At 73.5% G+C, this 2667-nt stretch carries 2 protein-coding genes and 1 pseudogene; 2 read left to right on the plus strand and 1 reads right to left on the minus strand.

Translation table 11 applies throughout. From position 1 onward, the window contains the following. Positions 1–455 (plus strand): annotated as a pseudogene (locus tag AE652_RS39235) (hypothetical protein); the annotation flags it as partial. Then, positions 452–1621 carry an NADH-quinone oxidoreductase subunit D gene (locus AE652_RS39240; protein WP_049660332.1) on the plus strand — a complete coding sequence of 390 codons (1170 nt, stop codon included), beginning with the start codon at positions 452–454 and terminating at the stop codon, positions 1619–1621. The pseudogene AE652_RS39235 and the gene AE652_RS39240, both read left to right, overlap by 4 nt. Before the next feature lie 83 nt (positions 1622–1704). On the opposite strand, the gene AE652_RS39245 is transcribed toward AE652_RS39240, so the two are convergent. After that, positions 1705–2601, minus strand: a complete 897-nt coding sequence (locus AE652_RS39245; RefSeq protein WP_074001694.1) for a hypothetical protein — start codon at positions 2599–2601, stop codon at positions 1705–1707. Positions 2602–2667 lie beyond the last annotated feature (66 nt).

Here is a 2667-nt window from a genome sequence, read left to right on the forward strand (position 1 = left end):
GCCCCCGGGACGCCGCCTGGGCGCGGGCGGTGGCCGGGCTGGAGCGCGGCCTGGCCGTCGCCGTCGACTACGGGCACACCGCCGGGCGGCGGCCGCCGTTCGGCACGTACGCCGGTTTCCGGGACGGCCGGGAGGTGGCGCCGGTGCCGGACGGCTCCTGCGACGTCACCGCGCACGTCGCGCTGGACTCCGTCGCCGTGCCCGGTCTCCACAGCCTGTGGACAACGCAGCGGGAGGCGCTGCGGGCGCTCGGCGTGAGCGGCGGGCGCCCGGCGCTCGCGCTGGCCACCAGCGACCCCGTCGGCTACCTGCGGGCGCTCAGCGGGGCGGGGGAGGGGGCCGAGCTGACCGACCCGGGCGGGCTGGGCGCCTTCGGGTGGCTGGTGCAGGCCGTCCGCATGACGGAACCGGTGAGCTTGGCGGGCCTGCCGGGATGGCAGACTCTGGGGGCATGAGGGAGACCACGGTCGGCATCGGGGCGGGAGCCGAGAACTTCACCGGCGCGGCGGGCACCACCGACATGGTGCTCAACATCGGCCCGCAGCACCCGGCCACCCACGGCGTGCTGCGCCTGAAGCTGGTGCTGGACGGCGAGCGGATCGTCAGCGCCGAGCCGGTGATCGGCTACATGCACCGGGGCGCGGAGAAGCTGTTCGAGGCCCGTGACTACCGGCAGATCATCATGCTGGCCAACCGGCACGACTGGCTCTCCGCCTTCTCCAACGAACTCGGCGTCGTCATGGCCGTCGAGCGGATGCTCGGCATGGAGGTCCCGGAGCGGGCGGTCTGGATCCGCACCCTGCTCGCCGAACTCAACCGGGTGCTCAACCACCTGATGTTCCTCGGCTCGTACCCCCTGGAGCTCGGCGGGATCACCCCGGTCTTCCACGCCTTCAACGGCCGCGAGGACCTCCAGCACGTGCTGGAGGAGGCCTCCGGCGGCCGGATGCACTACATGTTCAACCGGGTCGGCGGCCTCAAGGAGGACCTGCCGGCCGGCTGGCTCGGCCGGGTCCGCACCGCCGTCGCCACCGTGCGCTCGCAGCTGCCCGTCTTCGAGGACCTCGTCCTCGGCAACGAGATCTTCCGCGCCCGCACCGCCGGGGTCGGCGTCCTCACCCGGGCGCAGGCCGAGGCGTACGGCGTCAGCGGCCCCATCGCCCGGGCCAGCGGCCTCGACCTCGACCTGCGCCGCGACGAGCCGTACCTGGCGTACGGCTCCGAGGAGCTGCGGCAGGTGCTCACCGTGGTCACCCGTGAGGAGGGCGACTGCCTGGCCCGCTTCGAGTGCCTGCTGGAACAGACCCTCAACGCGCTCGACCTCGCCGACGCCTGCCTCGACAAGCTCGCCACGCTGCCGCCCGGCCCGGTCAACCAGCGGCTGCCCAAGGTGCTCAAGGCACCCGAGGGCAGCACCTACGCGTGGACCGAGAACCCGCTCGGGATCAACGGCTACTACCTGGTCTCGCGCGGCGACAAGACGCCGTGGCGGCTCAAGCTGCGCTCGGCGTCCTTCAACAACATCCAGGCGCTCACCGAGCTGCTGCCGGGGACGCTGGTCGCGGACATGGTGGCGATCCTGGGGTCGATGTTCTTCGTGGTCGGGGACATCGACAAGTAGGCCGGTGCCGGGGGCCGGCGCCGGTGGGTGGGCCGGTGCCGCCGCGTGGGGCGGGCACCGGGGGCGGGCACCAGGGGGGCGGGTCAGTCCTTCTTGGACTTCCTGACCGGGTCCGCCGGGTGCGGGGCCACCTTGCGGTCGCCCTTGGTGGCGATCCGCTCCTCGCACAGCCGGGCCAGCACCTCGTACCCCTTCCGGCCCATCAGCTCGGTGAGCTCGGGGCGGTAGCTGACGTACACCGCGTCCGCGCCCTGGTGGGCCGCCGGTGCGCCGGTGCACCACCAGTGCAGGTCGTGGCCGCCCGGGCCCCAGCCGCGGCGGTCGTACTCGCCGATCGTGACCTGGAGGTAGCGGGTGTCGTCGGGGCGGTCGATCCAGTCGTAGGTGCGGCGGATCGGCAGCTGCCAGCAGACGTCCGGCTTGGTCTCCAGCGGCTCGCGGCCCTCCTTGAGGGCGAGCGCGTGCAGGGCGCAGCCGGCGCCGCCCGCGAAGTCCGGGCTGTTCACGAAGATGCACGCGCCGCCGACCCGGCGGGTCTGGCGGTCGCCGTCCTCGTCCAGCATGGTGATGCCGCCGTCGGAGACGATCCGGCCCTTGGCGTCGGTGCCCTCGGCGAAGTTCTCCCACAGCTCGGGGGTCAGCCGGGTCGCGTGCCCCAGGACGCGCTTCTCGTCGTCCTCGTCCGAGTAGTGCGCGCCCAGCGTGCAGCAGCCGTCCGACTCGCCGCGGCCCTCGCGGATGCCGTGGCAGCCCTGGCCGAAGACGCAGGACCAGCGGGAGGTCAGCCAGGTGAGGTCGCAGCGGAAGACCTGCTCCTCGTCGGCGGGGTCGGCGAACTCGACCCAGGCGCGGGCGAAGTCCAGCGGGACCTCGTCGCGCGGGATCTCGCGGCGCAGGCTCGGCATCGCGAGGTCGACGGGGGCGGGGGAGGCCTTGGGCTTCGCCTTGGACTTCTTCTTGGACGTTTCTGCTGGTGCCACCCGGCAAGGGTAGAGCTTTCGGGGGCGGGAGCGCGGTGGCGGGCGCGGCGCTCGTCGGGCACCGGG

The sequence above is a fragment of the Kitasatospora sp. MY 5-36 genome (genome assembly GCF_001182915.1).
In the GTDB taxonomy this organism is placed as follows: Bacteria; Actinomycetota; Actinomycetes; order Streptomycetales; family Streptomycetaceae; genus Kitasatospora.

Bases quoted from the DNA above. Each gene is read 5' to 3' on its own strand.
- AE652_RS39240 (WP_049660332.1), top strand. From the start codon at position 452: ATGAGGGAGACCACGGTCGGCATCGGGGCGGGAGCCGAGAACTTCACC.